The organism is Streptomyces sp. NPDC002640 (genome assembly GCF_053592575.1).
The window spans coordinates 1-17,750 of sequence record NZ_JBSFVZ010000037.1 but is presented as its reverse complement, the minus strand read 5'-3'; the positions used below and the strand labels follow the sequence as shown (position 1 = coordinate 17,750).

The following is a 17,750-nucleotide window of genomic DNA, read 5'->3' as shown; positions in this document are numbered from 1 at the left end:
CCCGTCCGCGGCGTCGCGATGACGCTGGCCGCGGCGTGGGGCGCGCTATAGCGTGGGGCGTCCGGTCACGGCGCCGCGCGCCGCGCGCAGTTCGAGGGGAACGGGACGGAAGGCATGTCGGGAGAGATCTCGTCCACGGAGGGGCCCCGGGGCACCGGGTCCGGCCAGGCACCCGAGGTGCGGGCCTCGCACGCGGACCGGGACCGGGTGGTGGACGTGCTGCGCGTCGCGGCGGGGGACGGCCTGCTGACCGCGGAGGAGCTGGACGAGCGCCTGGAGGCCGCCCTGTCGGCCCGCACCCTCGTGGAACTGTCCGGCCTCACCGCCGACCTGCCGCCCGTGTCGGTCACCGGCGGCGCGGTCCCCGGCGAGGTCAAGGACCTGGTCCGGATCGAGCAGGCGTTCAGCGGCGGGGTCCGGCGCGAGGGGCGCTGGGTGGTGCCGCGGACGCTGGAACTCGCCGTCACCTTCAGCGACGTGACCCTCGACTTCACGGACGCGGTGATCACGCACGACACCCTGCGGATCGATCTCCGCATGACGGGCAAGACGCTCACGCTGATCACCCGGCCGGGCATCGAGGTCGACACCGACGATTTGCAGCTGGTGCACAGCCGGGTCAGCCGCCGCCGGGCCGCCACGGCCCCCTACGCGCCGGTCGTCCTGCGCGTGGCACTGACCGGCAACAAGACCCACGGCCGGGTGGTGATCCGCCCGCGGCGACGGACGTTCGCCCAGTGGCTGATGCGGAGGCCGGCGGCCGACGGGTCCTGAGCGACCTTCGGCAGGCGTCTTCCCATCTGGTCGTCGCCGCCCGCCCGGGGGCGCCCGGAGGCGCTCCCGGACGGCCGGTGCGGTCAGTCCTGGGCGGCCGGGGACAGCGAGACGTACAGGCGGGTGCCGCGCGGGCGGAACCCGACGCGTTCGTAGACGCGGCGCGAGCCCTCGCCGGAGTACTCCAGCCAGACGGACCGCGCGCCCACCCCGAACATCGCACCGGCCAGGGAGGCGGTCACCGCGGCGGCGATGCCGCGGCCGCGATGGGCGGGCCGGGTGCCCACGCCGCTCAGCTCGGCCGTGTCCTCGGCCGGCGCGGAGCAGGAAGCCCCGCCGGCCACGCCGCCGTGCGGATCGCGCACGAAGCGGACGGCGCCGCCGCCCTCCTGGGTCCGGCGCAGGCGGGCGGCGCCCTCCGCGGATGCCGGGAAGAGGCCGCCGAACGCCTCCGCCAGCGCGGCGTCGAGCCGCAGGAACTCCTCGTCCGTCACCGGGGTCTCCACCCGCGGCGCACCCGCCTGCCGGGGCGGCGCCAGCGTGTCCGGGGCGCACACCAGGTACTGGTGCACCGCCTCGGTGGCGAACCCCGCCGCGCGCAGGGCCGGTTCCACCTCGGGCGCGGCCTCCGGGGCGAACTCCAGCCGGGGCAGCAGGCCGCGCTCCCGGAAGAGCCCGATCAGCGCCCTGACGTCCTGCCGGGTCGGCCGCGCGCCGGGCAGCGGGGTGGCGTAGTTGATGTAGGGGCTGTCGGTGCCCGGGACGAAACCGGCGACGAACCCACCGGCCTCGACGGTCTCGGGACGGCGGCGGAGGTTGGCGACGGCAAAGCTCTGGACCTGCATGTCCATGGTGGTGGTGACCTCACGGAAGTCTCGGAGAAGCCCTCGGCGCACAGGGACGCACAGGTGCCTGCGGTCCGGCGCGGGGCGCGGGAGAGTCGCGATGCCTCGGGCATCGCGTCGTGGGGCCGCCGTGCGGAACAGTCCGTACGGGAGCGTGTCAGGCGGAGCCGGGGCCGGACGGCCTCGGGCTCAGTGCCGACGGCGGCCGCTGGGGGACGCCGAGAACAATGGCTTTCGTTCCTCACCGTGGAAGCGCCCGCGGGAACGCGGACGCGGGCCACCTTCCCACGCCGCCCTCCCCGCGGGCAAGCGGGCTCCGTCCGCCTAGGGTTTCCGGCATGAGACGCACGGACGTCGTCCGGGACGACGGGACCTGGGCCGGCCTGACGCTGGAGGTGGAGTCCCGCCCGCTGCCCGGGCTGCGCCTGTTCACCGCCGGGCGGCGGCTGCTGCTCACCCAGGAGACCCGGCCCGTCCTCCTGGCCGCCGTCGAGACCGACCACTGCGGCGTCGAGTTCCGGCGCACCGGCGAGTACCGCTCGGTCGCCCCGCCGTGCCGTGCGGCGGAGGCGAGGGAGCTCGCCGGGCGCCCCGACCGCTGGGCGTACCGCTTCGCGGAACACCTCGCCGAGGCGCCGGGCGGCCCGCTGCACGACGGGCGGTGGCTGCTCACCCCCGAGAGCCCGCTGGGCGAGCACTGGGGCGAGCTGCTCGTCGAGGGCCACCCGGAGGGCCGCGTCGACTGGTTCGCCGACGAGCGATGCGACGAGGTCCTCCCGCTGCGGCGGATGCCCGACGCCGACGACGCCCGGGTCAAGGCGTACCGCAAACAGGCGGCGGACGGCACGCTGCCGCCCGTGCTGCTGTGGTGGGTCAGCGGGCTCGACTGCCACCTGCTCCTCGACGGCCATGCCCGGCTCGCCGCCGCGATCGCGGAGTCGACCGACCCCCCGCTGCTGCACCTGCGGCGCACCGCGCCCGCCGACGAGGTGGCCGCGGGCACCGAACGGGCCGCGGCGGAGTACGCGTCGGAACTGGCCCGCTTCGCCGCCCTCCGCGCCCGCATCGGCCCCCGCGTCCCCGACGGCGCCGCCGAGGCGGGCCCGGTGCTGGCCCGGCGGCTGGCGGCGCTGCGCACCGGAACGCGGCCCACCTGGGCCTGGCCGCTGCCCGGCGGCGAGGACGCGTGGTCGCGGATCGCCCGCGAGGTCACCGGAGGAGACCGGTATCCGGGTGCGTAGGCCGCCGTCCGCGGGGGACCCGGGCCGCGGAGGCGAGGCTCGTGGAACAGACCTGGCGGTACGGAAGACGGCGGCCCGGTGCGGGCAGGCCGCTCGAGGGCAGGGTCGCGGTGGTGACCGGCGCCGCGCGCGGCGTCGGAGCCGCGCTGGCGCGGGACCTCGCGGGGCGCGGCGCCCACGTGGCGCTCCTCGGGCACGGCCAGGAGCGGCTGGAGCGCGTGGCACGGGACCTGCCGACCCGCGCGCTGGCGGTGGAGGCGGACGTCACCGACGACGCCGGCATGGCCGAAGCCGCCCGTGAGGTGCGGGAACGGCTCGGACCGCCGTCCGTGGTGGTGGCCAACGCCGGGATCGCGGAGGGCGGGCCCTTCGTGGACTCCGACCCCGCGCTGTGGCGGCGCGTGATCGACGTGAACCTCACCGGCAGCGCGGTCACCGCGCGGGTCTTCCTGCCGGACCTGCTCCGCACCCGCGGCTACTTCCTGCAGGTCGCCTCGCTGGCGTCGTTCGGCTCCGCGCCCATGATGAGCGCGTACTGCGCCTCCAAGGCGGGCGTGGAGGCCTTCGCGCACAGCCTCCGGGCCGAACTCGCCCACCGGGGCGTGGGGGTGGGCATCGGCTACCTGAACTGGACCGACACCGACATGATCCGGGACGCCGACCGGTACCCCGTGCTGCGGGAGCTGCGCGGGCACATGCCGGCGCCGGCCCGGAGGATCTACCCCGCCCCCGAGGTCGCCCGGCGGCTCGGGGACGCGGCGGAGCGGCGCCGTGCCAGCACCTACATCCCCGTCTGGCTGCGGGCCGTCCAGGGGATCCGCGCCGCGATGCCGGCCGTGGTCACGGCGGTGTCCCGGTACGAGCTGCCGCGGCTGGAGGCGGAGGGGCCGCTGGAGCCCACCGGCCCGCTCGGGGCGGGCGGCTTGGCCGACCGGGCGGCGCGGCCGCCGGAACCGGGCGCCTGACGCCCCGCGCCGCCCGCAGCCGCCCGCCCTGGACGCGGGCTCCCGCCGCCCGCGCACGCGGCTTCCCGTCGCCCGGCCCGTACCCGGCCCGCCGCCGGAACCGCCCGGGTTCGTCCCCCGCGCTACGGGGCACCCGGCTCGCGACCGTCGGCAGCAGGGACCGACCAGGACGCGGACGCGGGAGACGGCATGGCCAAGCGGCACCGGTTGATCAGGGCGACGCCCGGACAGGTCTGGGACGTCCTCGCGGACGGCGAGCGGTACGCGGACTGGGTGGTGGGCACCTCCCGGTCGAAGCCGGTGCGGGGCGACTGGCCCGAGGTCGGCGCGGCGATCGCCTACGAGGTCCGCATCGGCCCGGTCCGGCTGCACAACGAGACCGTGGTGCGCCGCTGCGTGCCCGGCCGCGAGCTCGAACTCGAGGCGAAGGCGGGGCCGCTGGGCACCGCGCGGATCGCCATCGACGTCCGCTCCTGGGGCGACGACAGCCTGGTCGTCGTCGACGAACACCCCCTCCAGGGGGCCGGCGGGACGATCCACAACGTGGGCGTGGAGGCGCTGATCCAGCTCCGCCACCGGGAGATGCTGCGGCGGCTGGAGGAGGTCTGCGAGGAGGCCCGCCGCCACCCCGGCGGCGGACGGTCCGCGCCGGGCCGGCCCGAACCCGCCGGAGCGTGACAGTCGCGGGAGTCCGCCGCCGGACAAGCCGCGGAGCCCGCCGCCGCGTGACTCGCCGCAGCGTGATCGCCGCGGAGCCGGCGGCGGCCCAGGAGCAGCGGGAGCCCGCCGGGGCCTGGGAGCGCGGAGCCCGCCGAGCCCGGGAGCACGGAGTCCGCCTGGGCGTGACAGTGGCGGGAGTCCGCCGGAGCGTGAGAGCCGCGGGAGTCCGCGGGCCGGGGCCCGGGTGCCGGGCCGGAGGAAGGAGTGCCATGCCCGACGCCGTGGTGATCGGAGCCGGCCCGAACGGGCTGGTCGCGGCCAATCTGCTGGCCGACGCCGGCTGGAGCGTCGTCGTCCTGGAGGAGCAGCCCGAGCCGGGCGGGGCGGTGCGGCACGACCGCGGCGTCGACCCGGAGTTCGTGCACGACCTGTTCAGCGCGTTCTACCCGCTCGCCGCCGCGTCCCCGGTCGTGGAGGGCCTGCGGCTGGAGCGGTACGGGCTGCGCTGGCGGCACGCCCCCCGGGTGGTCGCCCACCCGCTGAGCGACGGCCGGTGCGCGGTGCTCGGCCGGACCCTCGGGCAGACCGTCACCTCCCTGGAGGCGTTCGCGGAGGGCGACGGCGAGGCATGGCGCGAACTGCACACCGTCTGGGACCGGCTGCGGCCCGACCTGCTGGACGCGCTGTTCACCCCGTTCCCGCCGGTGAAGGCCGGCGCCCGGCTGGCCTGGAAGCTCCGCGGCACCGGCGGGCTGCGGATGGCGCGCAGCCTGGTGCTGCCGGTGCGGCGGCTGGGGGAGGAGGAGTTCGACGCCGAGGGCGGCCGGCTGCTGCTGGCCGGGAACGCGCTCCACGCCGACCTGGCCCCCGAGGCGGCGGGCAGCGGCGGCTTCGGCTGGCTGATGGCCATGCTGGGCCAGAGCTACGGCTTTCCGGTGCCCGAGGGCGGGGCCGGCGGACTGATCTCCGCCCTGGTGGCCCGGCTGGAGGACCGCGGCGGCGTCGTGCGCTGCGGGGAGCGCGTCGCGGAGGTCGTGGTGCGGCAGGGCACCGCCGTAGCCGTGCGCACCGCCGGGGGCGACACGGTCGACGCCCGGCGCGCGGTGCTCGCCGACGTCTCCGCCCCCGCCCTGTACGGCGGGCTCGTCGCCCCCGAGCACCTGCCCGGCGAACTGCTCGAGGACCTCAAGCGCTTCCAGTGGGACTTCGCCACGGTCAAGGTCGACTGGGCGCTGGACGGCTCCATCCCCTGGACCTCGCCCGAGGCGGGGCTCGCGGGCACGGTGCACCTGGCGGACGGCGTGGACGAACTCACCCGGTTCGCCGCGCAGCTCGCCATGGGCCGCGTCCCGGACCGGCCGTTCTGCGTGCTCGGCCAGATGACGACCACCGACCCGACCCGCTCGCCGGCCGGCACCGAGTCCGCGTGGGCGTACACCCACGTGCCGCACGAGATCCGCGGCGACGCCGGCGAGGAGGGCATCACCGGCGCCTGGGACGCGGGCGAGGGGGAGCGGATGGCCGACCGGATCGAACGCGAGGTGGAGCGCTTCGCCCCCGGCTTCCGCGACCGGATCCGCGCCCGCCGCGTCCTCACCCCGCCCACCATGGAGGCCATGGACGCCAACCTGCACGGCGGCGCCATCAACGGCGGCACCACGGCCATGCACCAGCAGCTGGTGTTCCGCCCGATCCCCGGCACCGGACGTCCCGAAACGGCCGTGCGGCGGCTCTACCTGGCGTCCGCGGCCGCCCACCCCGGCGGCGGCGTGCACGGCGCGCCCGGCGCCAACGCCGCCCGCGCCGCGCTGCACGGCCGGCGCCCCGCGGGCATGGCCCGCGCCCAGCGGGCATGGCCCGCGCCCAGCGGCTGCTGACCCGGCGGAACCGCAAGGGCGAACGCAGCCCCGTACCGGACGAGTGGTGAGCGGCGGAGGCCGGGCGGTGGCAGGGCGGCGCCTGCAGGGCAGCGGCAGGGCGGCGTCTGCAGGGCAGCGGCAGGGCGGCCGGAAGGGCGGCCGTCCCGGTTGCCCGCGACCCGGCGTGGGGCCGGCATGAGGGCGGGCCCCTCCGGGCAGGATGGCCCAGGCGGGCCCGCCCGCCCGTGGGCGGACCGCGGGCCGAGACCGGGCCCGTGAGGAGGGAGACCCCCGATGGCCGCGTACTTCGGCAACGCCGCCGAGGACCTGGTGCCCGACGCGCTGGCGGGCTTCGCCCGGGCCCACGCGTCCCTGGTCACCTACGACTCCCGGCACGGCTACCTGCTGGCCCGGGACCCCGCGCCAGGGCGCCGCGTCGCGCTGCTCTCCGGCGGCGGCTCGGGGCACGAGCCGATGCACACCGGGTTCGTCGGGCGCGGGATGCTCGACGCCGCCGTGCCCGGCCGCGTCTTCGCCTCCCCGCACAACCGCTCCGTCCACGAGGCCTCGGTGGCGGCCGCCCGTGAGGAGGGCGTGCTGCACATCGTGAAGAACTACACCGGCGACCGGATCAACTTCGGCATCGCCGCCGAGCGCCTGGCCCGCCGGGGCATCCCCTGCGCCCGCGTCCTGGTCGACGACGACCTCGCCTCGGACTCCGAGGACATCCGCGCCGGGCGGCGCGGCACCGGCGGCACTGTGCTGGTCGAGAAAATCCTCGGCGCGGCCGCCGACAGCGGCCTCGGGCTGAAGGAACTGGCCGAACTGGGCAGCGACCTGGTGTCCCGCTGCCGCACCCTGGCGGTCGCCTCACGCGCCCACACCGCGCCGACCACCGGGCTCCCGGCCTTCGAACTCGACCCCGGCCGACTGGAGTTCGGTGTCGGCATCCACGGCGAGCGGGCCGACCGGGCCCGCGCCCACGGGCCGTCGCGCGACCTGGTGGGCGAGATGACCGCGGCCCTGCTCCAAGCGCTCGGCGCGGCCCGCGGCGACACGGTGATCGCCCTCGTCAACGGCCTCGGCTCGGTCACCCCGCTCGAACTCTACGGCGTCTACGGCGAGTTGGGGCGTCTGCTGGACGACCGGGGCATCGCCCTCGCCCGCTCGCTGGTGGGCGACTACGTCACGGCCCTGGACATGCGGGGCTTTTCGATCACCCTGATGGTGGCCGACGCCGAGGCACTCGAGCGGTACGACGCCCCCGTGCGCACCGCCGCACTCAACTGGTGACCCCTCCCGGGAGGAAAGCGATGACCACGGCCCCGCACGGCGCCGCCCCACACGACGGTGCCCCGTACGACGGCGCGTTCACCGACGCCTGGCTGCGCCGGTTCGCGGACGCCGCGCGCGCGACCGAGCCCGAACTCACCGCCCTGGACCAGCAGTCCGGGGACGGCGACTTCGGCGTGAACCTCAACGCCGGTACCCGCGCCGCCCTCCAGCGCCTCGACGCCCTCGACGAGGCCGGCCGCGGTCCCGCCGCCGGCCCGCTGGACGCCGCGGCGGGCGCCTTCCTGGACGAGGTCGGCGGCACCAGCGGCCCGCTCTTCGGCCTCCTCCTGCAGTCGCTCGCCGAGGCCTCCGACGGCCGCCTGACGACGCCCGCGCTGGCCGAGGGCGTCGCCGACGGCCTGGCCGCGATCCGCAGGGTCGGCGACGCGGAACCGGGGGACAAGACGCTGGTGGACGCCCTCCACCCGGCGGCCGGCGCGCTGGCCGCCGCGGGCCCGGACACCCCGCCCGACCAGGCCCTGCGGCATGCCGCGGAGGCCGCGTGGCAGGGCGTGCGGGACACCGCCGGGCTGCGCGCCCGCCAGGGCCGCGCCAGCTACCTGCGGGACCGCGCCACCGACGTGCCCGACCCGGGCGCCGTCGGCGTCGCGCTCTTCCTCACCTCGGCGGGCAGCACGGTCACCGCGCTGACCCCGTACCTGCCGCCCGCCATGAGCTGAGCCGCCTCACATCGGACGGGACCCTCCCCGCCGGGCCGGAACGGTCCGGCGGGCGTCGGGCAGCGCCCGGTCACGGGTCAGAAGTAGTGCTTCCGTCCGCCCACCGCGTGGCCGAGGGCGCCGGCGATCCACAGCGCCACGCCGACGACAAGCAGGATGATGCCGATCGTCCACAGGATCGACAGATCGACGAGGGCGCCGATCACCAGGAGGATGATGCCGAGGAGGATCATGACCGCCTCCGTTGGGGATGATGGTGCCCTTCCAGTGTGCGCCCGCGGCCGCGGTAACGCAGTCCGCCCCCTCCAGCCGTAGGTCCGGCCCCTCCGGATGCCGGTCGGGCCGGGCCCGTCAGCCCTCGCTCCGGCACCGTCGGCGGCCGGTCCGGCCCGGTCAGCCCTCGCTCCGGACGCCTCAGGCCTCGTCCCGCCCGCGGGCCCGGCGGAAGCGGGCCAGGCCGTCGGCGAGGTCGACCAGCGGCGGCGGGTAGCCGAGGGCGACGCGGCGCTCCTCGGGAAGCCGCCACGGCTCGTGCACCAACCGGTCCTCCACCTCCCGCAGCTCCGGCACCCACCGCCGCACGTAGGTGCCGCGCGGGTCGAACCGCTTGCCCTGCACCACCGGGTTCAGCACCCGGTGAGGCCGGGTGTCCGTCCCCGTGCCGGCGACCCACTGCCAGTTCATCTGGTTGTTGACGATGTCGCCGTCCACCAGCAGGTCGAGGAAGTGGCGCGCACCGATCCGCCAGTCCACGTACAGGGTCTTGGTCAGGAAGCTCGCCGCCGGCAGCCGCGCCCGGTTGTGCGTCCAGCCCTCGTGACGGAGCTGGCGCATCGCCGCGTCGACCAGCGGGTAGCCGGTGCGGCCCTCCCGCCAGGCGGTGATCTCCTCGTGGGCCTCGTCCTCGCCGCGCCACCGGTCGCCGCGGGTGCGGTAGTCCCGGAACGACGCGTCGGGGCGGGCGGCCAGCACCTGGTGGTGGAAGTCCCGCCAGCACAACTGCCGGACGAACGCCTCCGCGCCCGGGCCGCCGTGTTCGCGGGCCCCGCGGACCAGCTCCACCGGGGACAGGGCGCCGAAGTGCAGGTACGGCGACAGCCGCGAGGTGCCGTCCCCCGCCAGGTCGTCCTGGCGTTCGTGGTACGCGTCCAGCCCCGCGCGCAGCCACCGCGCCAGCCGCTCCCGCCCCGCCGTCTCGCCGCCCGGCGGCAGGCCCGGCGAGACGTCCGCCGTCGCCCCGCGCGACGGCAGCGGTTCGCCGCCCACCGCGTCCGGAACCCGTACGGAGCGCGGCGCGGGGAGGACCTCGCGCAGGCCCTCGGCGGACCAGCGGCGGAAGTAGGGGGTGAAGACCGCGTAGTGGTCGGTGCCCGACGGCGTGAGGGCGCCCGGCGGGACCGCGGTGGTCACCGCGCCGTGCGCGCGCACCTCCACGCCGCGTCCGCGCAGCGCCTCCCGCAGCCGTTCCTCCCGCCGGTGGGCGTGCCCGGTGACCCCGGCCGCCAGGTGCACCTCCGTCGCCCCGCACTCCGCGGCGACCGCCGCCACCTCCCGCTCCACCGGCCCGGACCGCACCACCAGGCGCCCGCCGCGCCGGCGCAGCGAGGCGTCCAGGTCCGCCAGGCAGTCGGCGAGGAACGCGGCGCGGTTGGGCACGTCGAACCCGGCGGCCGCCACCCCCGGGTCGTGGACGAAGAGCGGGACCACCTCGTCCGCCGCGGCGAGGGCCGCGGTGAGCGGGGGATGGTCGTGCAGGCGCAGGTCCGCGGTGAACAGGACGACCGTCACGGTCATGTTCGTATCCCTCCCAGGTGTCCTCACGTCACCACCGGGTGCCGCCGCGCGGCCCGTCGCCCGCGCGCACCCGTCCCGGCGAGCATCGCCGCGTGCGCCGCGGGAGCACGGACGCCACGCCGGACAGGGCGGGGAACCGGCCCGCGGGGCGGCGCGGCGAAGGGACGGGAAGAGGCGCGGCAAGGAGCCGGAAGAAGCAGGCGGCACATTGAGGACGGAAAGTGGCCGCAAGAGCGCCTATCGTCGAGGAGACGGCGGGCCCCGGGACGCCTCCCGTCGCGACCCACGGCTGAAGAGGACGGCACCGCATGGCGATCACCTCGACACGTCCGGACACCCTGTCCCGGCGGGCCCTGAACCGGGCCTTCCTGGCCCGCCAGCTGCTGCTGGAACGCTCCCCGCTGACCACCCTCGAAGTGCTCGAACACCTCACCGGCCTCCAGGCCCAGGCCCCGCAGGCCCCCTACGCCGGCCTGTGGACCCGGATGCGCGCCTTCGCCCCTGACGACCTGTCCGCCCGGTTGCTCGACCGGTCCGCGGTGCGCATCGTCCTGATGCGCGGCACCGTGCACCTGGTGACCGCCGGGGACTGCCGATGGCTGCGCCCCACCGTGCAGCCCGCCCTCGACCGGGCGCTGGGCCCGCGGTGCTGGCGGAACCTGGAAGGGGTCGAGCCCGCCGAACTGGTCGCGGCCGGACGGGCCTGGCTGGACGAGGCCCCGCGCAGCGCGGCCGAGCTGACCCGGCTGCTGGAGGAACGGTGGCCGGGCCTGGACCGGTCCCTGCTGGGGAACGCGCTGCGGGTGCTCGTCCCCATGGTGCAGACCCCGCCGCGCGGCGTGTGGGGGCGTTCCGGGCAGCCGGTGTACGCGACGGCCGAGACCTGGCTGTCGGCGCCGCAGGCGTCCGCCGCCGACCGCGCGGCCCTGGTGCGGCGCTACCTCGCCGCCTTCGGCCCCGCCTCGGTGGCCGACGTGCAGACCTGGTCCGGCCTCACCCGCCTGCGTGAGACCGTCGACGCCCTCCGCCCGGAGCTGCGGGTCTTCTCCGACGAGGCCGGGACCGAGCTCCTCGACCTCCCCGACGCCCCGCGCCCCGGCCCCGACACCCCCGCCCCGGTGCGGTTCCTCGCCGAGTTCGACAACGCGATCCTCTCCCACGCCGACCGGTCCCGGATCATCGGCGCCGCGGAGCAGCGGCGGATCATGACCCGGAACGCGGTGATCCCCGGAGCGGTCCTGGTCGACGGCTTCGTCCGCGGCGCCTGGAGCAAGGTCAAGGAGGGCGGGACGACGCGTCTCGCCGTCACCCCCTTCGCCCCGCTGTCCGCGCGGGAACGGGCCGAGGTGGAGCGTGAGGGCGTCGCCCTGCTGTCCTTCCTCGCGCCGGGCGCGGGGGAGGGGGACGTCATGTTCCTCCCGGCAGGATGATCCGCACGGTTCAGCCGTCCCAGGCGACCGGGAGGCTCTTCACCCCGTAGAGGTCCGCGCACCCTGTCCGCGCGCCCTGGGGGAGTCGGCACGTTGGCACCGCCTCGGGTTCACAGCCCTGCACGGGAAGGGTGGACCGGGCATTCCGGCCGGTTCCCGGTCAGTGCACGGCGTCCTGGGTACGGGCGGTCCAGACCGCCAGGGCGGCGAGCAGGGCGCAGGCGCCGCCGAGCCAGAGCACGCCGTGGAGCGTGAGCGTGTCGACGACGATGCCGCCGGCCAGCGCGCCGAAACCGATGGACAGGTTGAACACCGCCACCCACAGCGAGGAGGCCGCTTCCACCGCCTGCGGAGCGGCCTTGATCATCCAGGTCTGGAGGCCCACGGACACACCGCCGAAGGCCAGACCCCAGACGATCAGCAGGACGGCGCCACCGATCGCGGTCCGGCCCAGGAGCAGGAAGAGCGGCATCGCGGCCGCCACGGCCACGGCGACAACCAGCACGCTGCGGTGCACGCGGCGAGAGAGCGCCGCACCTGCCACGAAGTTGCCGATCATGCCTGCCGCTCCGAACGCGAACAGCAGCGGACCGACATGGCGTTCGTCGATCCCCGACAGATCCTGCAGCGCCGGGCTGACGAAGGTGTAGGCGGCGAAGTGCCCGAAGACGAGGAGCACCGTCGCGATGATGCCGACGCGCACGCCCGGGTTGCGGAGCTGCTCCACCAGGAGGCCGGGGCGGACGCTCCGGGAGGCGACCAGCCGCGGCAGTACCGCGAGCAGGGCGATCAGGGTCACCAGCGCCAGGGCGCTGAGCGCGCAGAAGGCGATGCGCCAACCGGTCAGGTCACCGACCAGGGTGCCGAGCGGGACGCCGAACACGTTCGCGGCCCCGACGCCGCCGAAGATGACCGCGGTGGCGCGCGGCACGTCCGCGGGCGTGACGAGCCGGACCGCCAGACCGGCGGCGACCGCCCAGAAGCCGCCCACCGCGATGCCGACCAGCACGCGGGAGCCCACCAGCACCGCGAAGTTCGGCGCCAGGGCGGAGCCCAGGTTCGCGACGGTCATCAGGGCCATCAGCCCGAGCAGCAGGACGCGTCGGTCCAGCGCCCCGACGGCCATCGGGACCAGCGGCGCCGCCAACCCGGCGACGATGCCGGGCACCGTCACCATCAGTCCGGCCGTCCCCTCGGAGACCGACAGCGCGGACCCCACCGAGGTCAGCAGGCCGATCGGCAGCTGCTCGGCGGTCACCAGCAGGAAGGTGCCCAGCGTCACCACGGCCACCGCCGTCCAGCGGCTCCCGTCCGGCGTCCCCGGTTCCCGCGTAGGCGCGGGGGTCTGTCCTGCGGTCGTCAACGGATCCTCCTCCGTACAGTTCGGGAGCGATCGCTCCCATACGTCGGCACAGTAGTATGGGAGCGAGCGCTCCACAAGCCGGGAAAGGTGAACTCATGGCACGCCCAAGGCAGTTCGATGAGCAGAACGCGGTCACCGCGGCGACCGAGCTGTTCTGGCGGCGCGGTTACCACGCCACGTCGGTCCGCGACCTGGGCGACGAGCTGAAGCTCACGCCCAGCAGCCTGTACCGGACGTTCACGGACAAGCACACGCTCTTCCTGCGCGCGCTCGACCACTACCGGGCCACCGAGTCCACGCAGGCCCGGCGACGTCTGGACGTGAGCGACCGCCCGGTCCGTGAGGTGCTGCGGGAATGGATGCTGTGGCTGGTGACCTGCCCGGCCGCAGGCGAGTCCGGCCGCGGCTGCTTCGTGGTCAACACCGCCACCGAACTCGGCGCCACCGATGCCCAGGTGCACGAGCGGACCGAGGCCGCGTTCGCGGTCACCCGGCAGGCCCTGCACGCGGTACTGACCGAGGGGCGGCAGCGGGGCGAACTGGCCGCCGATCTCGACATCGACGGGGCCGTGGAATCGCTCTTCACGACGGTGCTCGGCTTGCGGGTCCGGGAGCGCGCCGGTCATGACCTGGAGCGCCTGACCGTCGCCATCGACGGTGCGATCCGCGCCCTGGGGGACGAGCCCGCGCAGGCCGGCTGACGGCGCGGTGGGGACGTCCGGAGCGGCCGCTGTCGCCGCTGCCGTCGGGGCGTTCTAGGAGTCGGCCCGTGCCTTGTCGGGCCCGGCGAAGGCCTGCCGGCTGTGCCGGAGCAGTTGACGCATCCCCGGGCTGTGCGTGTTCCGCCAGACCAGGGCGAGCAGCGCGGGTGTCTCGACGTCGTCGATGGTCCGGACGGTGAGCCGGTCGCGGTGGCTCGCGGCCATGGAGTCGCTGAGGACGGCGACGGCGAGCCCGCGGGCGGCGAGGTCGGCGACGGCGTCCGCCGCGCCGGCCTGCAGAGGGATCGCGAGGTGGACGCCCTGTGCGGCGCAGGCCTGGTCGAGCACCGTGCGCAGGCCGGTACCGGGCGGCATGCACACGATCGGGTGGGCGGTCAGGTCGCGCAGGGTGACCCGCCGCCGTCGCGCCAGTGGGTGCCCGGCCGGGACCGCCACCACGAGCCGCTCGCTGACGATGGTCAGCGCTTCCAGCCCGTCGGGGGTGACGCCTGCCGCCCCGACGAGCGCCAGGTCGACGGTGCCGGTGCGCACGCCCTCGACGAGCCGGTCGGAGTTGTCCTCCAGCAGCGAGATCTCGACACCGGGATGGGCCCGGTGGAACGCGGCGAGGGCGTCGAACAGCGGGGTGACGGTGCAGCCGACGACCATGCCGACGGTGAGTCGCCCCCGGATCAGGTCCGTCACCTCGCCGACCGCCTGGCCGACCGCCCCGGCGGCGGCGAGTGCGGCGCGGGCGTGTTCGAGCGCGGCGTTTCCCGCGACGGTGAGGGTGACGGTCCGCGCCGACCGGTCGAACAGTTCGGCTCCGAGTTCCTGTTCCAGCCGCCTGATCTGGGCGCTGACGCCGGACTGGCTGATGTGCACCCGCTCGGCCGCCCGGGTGAAATTGCGCTCCTCGGCGACCGCGACGAAGTACTCCAGCTGCCTCAGTTCCATGACTCCTGATTCTAGTTTCCATGAGAAGCATCTGTTGGACTTCTGACGTGGGCGACGGCCAGGCTGGGGAGCGTCGAAGCTCGCCCCCGACGGCAGGAGGAAGCCATGCCGGAGTACGAGAAGGCCATGCGGCCCGAGGACATCACCCGCTTGTTCGTCGAACGCTCCAACGCCGGCGACGCGGCCGGGGTCGCCGCACTGTACGAGGAAGGCGCGGTGATGGCCTTCCCGCCCGGCCACCGCACGGTGGGCCGGGAGGCGATTCGCGCCCTGTGGGAGAAGGCGCTGGCCGACCGTCCCCGCTTCGAGCCGGAGCAGCCGCTGCCGACGCTGATCAGCGGCGACATCGCCCTCACCTCGACGCCGCCGAGGGACGGGGCGGGCGCCCGGGCGCAGGTCGTCCGGCGCCAGCCCGACGGAAGCTGGCTGCGCCTGCTCGATCAGCCCGAGTTCGTCCCGCCCGCTCGCTGATCCCTCGCCCCGCCCCCGGGAGGGCGCCTCCCGAGTTCGGCCCGCGTCGAGCTGACCCGTACTAGCCGCGCCACGACGCCGGCGGGTAGGGCACCGCCCGACCGACCACCGGTCGGCCTACGGCCGAGCCGCGGCCAGCACCTCGGAGACGTCCAGCGTCACGTCCGGCGCGCCGACCGAGGGGGGCAGCACCGCCCGCTCACCCGGCGCGTGGACGCGGTGGACGTCGTACTCGTCCGCGACAGGATCGGTCAGCACGTGCAGCCGGTTGTGCTTCCGGTCGACGACCACGTACGCGGGCACCCTGGCGATGGCGTACGCGGCGACCTTGGTGCGCAGGTCGGCCCGCCAGTTGGTGGACGTCACCTCGAGGACCATGCGGAACGCGAGGGGGTCGTAGCAGTTGTTCTCGATCAGGTGGTCCCGGATGTCGGCGTCGACCACCGCGAGATCCGGGACGGCGTAGTCCTCCGGCCCGTCGGGGAGCCAGAGACCGACACCCTGGAGCACCTTGCTCCCGCCGCCGTGCAGTCCGGCCGCCGCGAGGGTGAGCACGAGCTCGCTCAGGACGTGCGCGTGGGCCGCGTCCGGGGGAGGGGTCACGAGGAGCTGACCTCCGATGATCTCGACGCGGTAGCCCGGGAGACGCTCCCTGATCCGGTTGGCCTCCGCGACCAGCGGGCGGTCGTCGTGGGGCATTTCGACGGCTGCGGACATCGCATGCCTCCTGTGGGCGGGTCGAGACCATCATGGTAGGCCGCGTCACCGCGAGAGGCCCGGTACCGTCCGGCTCACCCGAACGTGCAAGCCGCCGACAGCCGGGGCCCGGCGCGTCGGCTTGTGGGGGTCGGCTGTCCGGGGACGTACGCGCACCCCGCCGAGGGCGAAGGCACCTTGCGCGTGTGGTCCGGTGGACCTGGCGCGCAAGTTGCCTCGGCGAGACAGCGACCGGCCTGTGGCCGAAGGTCACCAGTTCTTGTACTGCGTGACGCCGAGGCCGCAGAAGGTGCAGCCCTGGCGCAGGAAGTCCGTGGTGCGGCGGAACTCCTCGTCGGCCAGGTGCCACCGGAGCCAGGCGGTGATGATGTGCTGCCCGTTGCGGGTGGCGGCGATGTGGTCGGTGCCGTTCAGGACGTTGAACCACACCGGCACGTCGGTGTTGGCGTAGTCGCGCTCCACGTTGGAGGTGGCGAAGTCGTCGTCACCGCCGATGTACAGGGCCGGGTTGCGCAGGTTGTCCGGGCCGTTGCCGTCGAAGGAGCCGCCGGCGACATGGACGGTGGTCTCCAGGCGCGGGTCGTCGGCCACGTCGAACGTGCCGATCGAGCCGCGGGAGTGGCCGCCGAAGGCGATCTCGGTGGTGTCGATGTCCTGGTACAGCGGGCTGCCCGGGGCGGCGTTCTGGTCCTCGATCCAGTCCAGCGCGTCGACCATGTAGGCGCCGCTGCTGGAGGACACCTCGCTGTAGACCACGAATCCGTGCGAGGCCCACTGGCGCAGCATGTCCTCGTAGGCGGCCGGGTCGGACCCGGCGCCCGGACCCCAGACCAGGACCGGGTGGTCTACGCCGTTCTGGCCGGCGTTCGTCGGGTACACCAGCCACCCGTCGTCGCCGGGACCGGCGGTGGTGTCGACGGTCACCGCGTACGGCCCCGGCGCGGTCACGTCGGTCACCGGCGGCAGCGAGCCGCCCGGGGGATCGGTCGGACCGCCGCTCCCGCCGCCCTCGGCCTGCACGAGGACGTCGTCGACGGTCAGCGTCTCCAGGACGCTGCTCGCGTCCAGCGAGGACCGCAGCCGCACGCTGCGGCCGTCGACGGACGACGGCAGCCGGAACGACGCCGCGCCGGAGGCGGTGCGCGAGGACTCCAGCGTGGTGAACGCGCCGCCGTCGACGGAGTAGGCGACGGTGAACGCCTCGCCGAGGTCCAGCCCGGCCGCCGTCCGGGTGTACGAGACGGAGATGCCGCTGTAGCCGGCCAGCGGGACGGACGCGGAGGTGAGGGTCGGGTCGGACAGCAGCGATCCGCTCAGGCGGGCGGCGCCGGTGCTCGCGCCGACGGAACCGGTCGGGGTGAAGGTGCCGAGCCCGCCGGAGAAGTCCTCGGCGTAGACCGGGGTCGCGGCGGAGGCGGGGGCGGAGAGGACGCCGGTGGAGCCGAGGGCCAGGAGGCCGGCGGACGCGGCGCCGCACAGGCGCAGGCGCCGACGGAGGCGGGACGACATGCGGGGATCCCTTCGTAATGCCGGCCGCCCGCGCGTGTGCTGCGGCCGGGCGCCGGAGGTCGGTGAGGAATCGGTACGCGTCGAGTCAAGCGGGGGCGGCGGGGGTGCGAATCCGTGACATCACCGGCCGCCGCGAACCTGCGCGCCGCGCCCCGCGAGCCGTGCGGCCCCCGCGACACGCCGCGAGCCGCCGCACCCGTGGGCCGGGACCGCCGCCGGCCGTGCGGCCGTGCGGCCGTGCGTCATGGAGCGAGCCGCGCGCCCGCCGCGGGCCCAGGCCGCCGCGAGCATGAGCCGCCCCGCCCGGCGCGGGCCCGAGCCACCGGCCGCGAGCCGCCGCGCCCGGCGCGAGCACTAGGTCGTGTCCGCAAAGTCAGGGGAGCCAGAGTCGTAGGCAGGCGATGGTGACCATGGCTTCGTAGTGCCGGGCGCGTTTGTCGTAGCGGGTG

Annotated in this window: 17 protein-coding genes; 10 read left to right on the top strand and 7 right to left on the bottom strand. The window is 75.6% G+C overall.

The window, feature by feature from the left end:
- Nucleotides 1-114: 114 nt before the first annotated feature.
- Nucleotides 115-774 (top strand): DUF1707 SHOCT-like domain-containing protein, encoded by a 660-nt coding sequence (locus ACWD3O_RS32310; protein ID WP_451418327.1) that lies wholly within the window; start codon nt 115-117, stop codon nt 772-774.
- A gap of 83 nt (nt 775-857) precedes the next feature.
- Here the strand turns inward: ACWD3O_RS32310 and ACWD3O_RS32305 are convergent, their stop codons facing one another.
- Nucleotides 858-1,625 carry a GNAT family N-acetyltransferase gene (locus tag ACWD3O_RS32305; protein ID WP_451418326.1) on the bottom strand — a complete coding sequence of 256 codons (768 nt, stop codon included), beginning with the start codon at nt 1,623-1,625 and terminating at the stop codon, nt 858-860.
- Nucleotides 1,626-1,957: 332 nt separating this feature from the next.
- On the opposite strand from ACWD3O_RS32305, the gene ACWD3O_RS32300 reads away from it, so the two are divergent.
- The 6 genes from ACWD3O_RS32300 (at nt 1,958) to ACWD3O_RS32275 (ending at nt 8,359) form a co-directional block, all read left to right on the top strand.
- Entirely contained in the window at nt 1,958-2,860 is a 903-nt protein-coding gene (locus tag ACWD3O_RS32300) for a hypothetical protein (protein WP_451418325.1), read from the top strand.
- Between the two features lie 41 nt (nt 2,861-2,901).
- On the top strand, nt 2,902-3,825 hold the full coding sequence (locus ACWD3O_RS32295; protein ID WP_451418324.1) for an SDR family oxidoreductase: 924 nt from the start codon (nt 2,902-2,904) through the stop codon (nt 3,823-3,825).
- A gap of 189 nt (nt 3,826-4,014) precedes the next feature.
- Entirely contained in the window at nt 4,015-4,503 is a 489-nt protein-coding gene (locus ACWD3O_RS32290) for an SRPBCC family protein (protein ID WP_451409336.1), read from the top strand.
- Between the two features lie 251 nt (nt 4,504-4,754).
- Nucleotides 4,755-6,362 (top strand): phytoene desaturase family protein, encoded by a 1,608-nt coding sequence (locus tag ACWD3O_RS32285; RefSeq protein ID WP_451418323.1) that lies wholly within the window; start codon nt 4,755-4,757, stop codon nt 6,360-6,362.
- 276 nt (nt 6,363-6,638) lie between these two features.
- A complete protein-coding gene (locus tag ACWD3O_RS32280) occupies nt 6,639-7,637 on the top strand; it encodes a dihydroxyacetone kinase subunit DhaK (RefSeq protein WP_451418322.1) in 999 nt (332 codons plus the stop codon).
- 20 nt (nt 7,638-7,657) lie between these two features.
- Nucleotides 7,658-8,359, top strand: coding sequence for a DAK2 domain-containing protein (locus ACWD3O_RS32275; RefSeq protein ID WP_451418321.1), 702 nt, complete (start codon nt 7,658-7,660; stop codon nt 8,357-8,359).
- Between the two features lie 77 nt (nt 8,360-8,436).
- Here the strand turns inward: ACWD3O_RS32275 and ACWD3O_RS32270 are convergent, their stop codons facing one another.
- Nucleotides 8,437-8,592: a DUF6131 family protein gene (locus ACWD3O_RS32270; RefSeq protein WP_356129476.1), complete on the bottom strand. Its 156-nt coding sequence runs from the start codon at nt 8,590-8,592 to the stop codon at nt 8,437-8,439.
- A gap of 181 nt (nt 8,593-8,773) precedes the next feature.
- A complete protein-coding gene (locus ACWD3O_RS32265; RefSeq protein WP_451418320.1) occupies nt 8,774-10,153 on the bottom strand; it encodes a cryptochrome/photolyase family protein in 1,380 nt (459 codons plus the stop codon).
- Between the two features lie 308 nt (nt 10,154-10,461).
- Between ACWD3O_RS32265 and ACWD3O_RS32260 the strand changes: the two genes are divergently transcribed.
- Nucleotides 10,462-11,583, top strand: a complete 1,122-nt coding sequence (locus ACWD3O_RS32260) for a winged helix DNA-binding domain-containing protein (RefSeq protein ID WP_451418319.1) — start codon at nt 10,462-10,464, stop codon at nt 11,581-11,583.
- A 160-nt stretch (nt 11,584-11,743) separates the two neighbouring features.
- On the opposite strand, the gene ACWD3O_RS32255 is transcribed toward ACWD3O_RS32260, so the two are convergent.
- A complete protein-coding gene (locus ACWD3O_RS32255; protein ID WP_451418318.1) occupies nt 11,744-12,946 on the bottom strand; it encodes an MFS transporter in 1,203 nt (400 codons plus the stop codon).
- Between the two features lie 95 nt (nt 12,947-13,041).
- Here ACWD3O_RS32255 and ACWD3O_RS32250 point away from each other — a divergent pair, with 95 nt between their 5' ends.
- A complete protein-coding gene (locus ACWD3O_RS32250) occupies nt 13,042-13,647 on the top strand; it encodes a TetR/AcrR family transcriptional regulator (RefSeq protein WP_451418317.1) in 606 nt (201 codons plus the stop codon).
- A 54-nt stretch (nt 13,648-13,701) separates the two neighbouring features.
- Here ACWD3O_RS32250 and ACWD3O_RS32245 read toward each other — a convergent pair whose 3' ends face one another.
- The gene (locus tag ACWD3O_RS32245; protein WP_451418316.1) at nt 13,702-14,604 is read right to left on the bottom strand and encodes a LysR family transcriptional regulator; all 903 of its coding nucleotides are present in this window, start codon (nt 14,602-14,604) and stop codon (nt 13,702-13,704) included.
- Nucleotides 14,605-14,709: 105 nt separating this feature from the next.
- On the opposite strand from ACWD3O_RS32245, the gene ACWD3O_RS32240 reads away from it, so the two are divergent.
- Nucleotides 14,710-15,075, top strand: a complete 366-nt coding sequence (locus ACWD3O_RS32240) for a YybH family protein (protein WP_451418315.1) — start codon at nt 14,710-14,712, stop codon at nt 15,073-15,075.
- Between the two features lie 117 nt (nt 15,076-15,192).
- On the opposite strand, the gene ACWD3O_RS32235 is transcribed toward ACWD3O_RS32240, so the two are convergent.
- Both ACWD3O_RS32235 and ACWD3O_RS32230 read right to left on the bottom strand, forming a co-directional pair.
- Nucleotides 15,193-15,792, bottom strand: a complete 600-nt coding sequence (locus ACWD3O_RS32235; RefSeq protein ID WP_451418314.1) for a Uma2 family endonuclease — start codon at nt 15,790-15,792, stop codon at nt 15,193-15,195.
- Between the two features lie 249 nt (nt 15,793-16,041).
- Nucleotides 16,042-17,301, bottom strand: coding sequence for a poly(ethylene terephthalate) hydrolase family protein (locus ACWD3O_RS32230; protein ID WP_451418313.1), 1,260 nt, complete (start codon nt 17,299-17,301; stop codon nt 16,042-16,044).
- Nucleotides 17,302-17,750: the final 449 nt, after the last annotated feature.